The following is a 1,815-nucleotide window of genomic DNA, read 5'->3' on the forward strand; positions in this document are numbered from 1 at the left end:
CGCCATGATCGGCTGGTACGGCACCGCCATGCTTTGCTACGTGACCCCCAAGGAGCACTTGGGCCTGCCCAACAAGAAGGACGTCAAGGACGGCGTCATCACCTACAAGGTCGCCGCCCACGCCGCCGACCTGGCCAAGGGACATCCCGGCGCCCAGATTCGCGACGACGCCCTGAGCGACGCCCGCTTCGAGTTCCGCTGGGAGGACCAGTTCAACCTGAGCCTCGACCCCGACACCGCCCAGGAGTTCCACGACGAGACCCTGCCTGCCCAAGGCGCCAAGGTCGCCCACTTCTGCTCCATGTGCGGCCCCCACTTCTGCTCCATGAAGATCACCCAGGACGTCCGCGACTACGCCGCCGGCAAGGGCATCGCCGCCGACCAAGCGCTGACCGAGGGCATGCAGGAGAAGGCCAAGGAGTTCAAGAAGTCCGGCAGCGAGATCTACCAGCCGGTGGAGACGGACGAGGAGGCAGCGCCGTAAGCCTCCCCAAGAACCTGCACGCATCCACACAGCCGCCTACGGGAGGATCTCCTCCATGTTTCCGAGACCGAGGGATCTTCTCCTTCTGCTTGCCGCCATTTGCTGCGGGATGGGCTTGCTCCCGCACGCCACGCACGCCGACGAGTTCGAAAAAGCGAGAGCAGCGGAACTGGCCGAAAGGCGTGAGGGAGAGCAGCGGAGGCACCTCTCCGGCACCCGGGCCCGGTTCTTTCGGTATACCGAGATCGACAGCAAGGGCGATGACCACTATCCCGCGTCAGCCTTCGCGGACGACATCCTGTCGGGGAAGGTGCGGCAAGCAACGGATCGAGACCCGATTGCGGAATGGTTTTACAGGACCTTGCTGGGCCTGAAGCCGCTGCGTGACGAAGTTCCTTTCGCCGCGCTGACCCAAGGACCCGACAGCTTGCCTCGGTCCTATCGGAAGTCCGCTCCCTACTACATCCTGGCACGAACCTATGAACTGCAGCTCGGACGTACGAACATGAACGGCAAGAGCGGCGGCAAGAGTGTCTTCCACGTGTCCACGGATCATCCAGGCTATTGGTACTTCGTGAAGGGGCTGAAGAAAGCGTCGTTCCACGGCGGGACCAAGGAAGACGGCGTCGACTATCTGCTCAAGGCGCTGTCCATCGCTGCAACCGGCAAGAAGGCGTTGGCCTCATCCTGGTTGAAGGACACGTCGGCATTCTACGCCACGGACTACCGCTTTAGCCCGGAACGGAAAAAGAAACTTCCGGTCTGGTCGGGGGACCTCGGTTTCAGGAAGGTGGAGAAATTCTGGGGGCCGGACTACTACGTTCGGAGAGGCCGGAAGTATGGTTACAACGAAGTGGTAGCGGCGATAAACGAGGCAAACGCCGCTCGTGTAGCGGACAACTGTAAATGTCCCATTTGTGTCAATCGAAAATGTCCCACATTGAAGATTGCGAGGACATGTACGTCGGGCCAGTCTGTTGGCAAAACCAACAGGAATGGAGCGGCGAACCGATGCACGGATGGGAGACAAGGATGCTGTTAAGGCACTATCTGGAACGAGGCGTGACCAGGGCGGAGCTGTCGCGACGGTTTGGTGTGGATCGACGGACGATCCATCGATGGGTGTGGGGAGGCCAGTTGGAGCGAGACGCTGGAGGGGGGACGCAGTACACGGCGCGGCCAGGGGTCGAGCACAAGCTGGATCCGTACAAGGGGATCATCGAGGCGCGGCTGGAGGAGTATCCGCGGTTGTCGGCCAAGCGCCTTTTCGACGAGGTACGAGCGGCGGGGTACACGGGGGGATATGGCCGGGTGAGGGACTACGTTCGGTC

2 protein-coding genes and 1 pseudogene are annotated in these 1,815 nt (G+C 61.8%); all 3 read left to right on the top strand.

The features are described 5' to 3' along the window. Nucleotides 1-484, top strand: a 484-nt coding sequence (locus OXF11_21970; GenBank protein MCY4489754.1) for a phosphomethylpyrimidine synthase ThiC, incomplete at its 5' end; no start/stop codon positions are given. A gap of 55 nt (nucleotides 485-539) precedes the next feature. Next, complete coding sequence (locus OXF11_21975; GenBank protein ID MCY4489755.1) at nucleotides 540-1,526, top strand: hypothetical protein; 987 nt, start codon at nucleotides 540-542, stop codon at nucleotides 1,524-1,526. Nucleotides 1,527-1,678: 152 nt separating this feature from the next. Continuing rightward, a pseudogene (locus OXF11_21980) lies at nucleotides 1,679-1,815 on the top strand (IS21 family transposase).

The sequence above is a fragment of the Deltaproteobacteria bacterium genome, from assembly GCA_026712905.1.
Classification (GTDB): Bacteria; Desulfobacterota; Binatia; order UBA9968; family JAJDTQ01; genus JAJDTQ01.

Bases quoted from the DNA above. Each gene is read 5' to 3' on its own strand.
- OXF11_21975 (MCY4489755.1), top strand. From the start codon at position 540: ATGTTTCCGAGACCGAGGGATCTTCTCCTTCTGCTTGCCGCCATTTGC.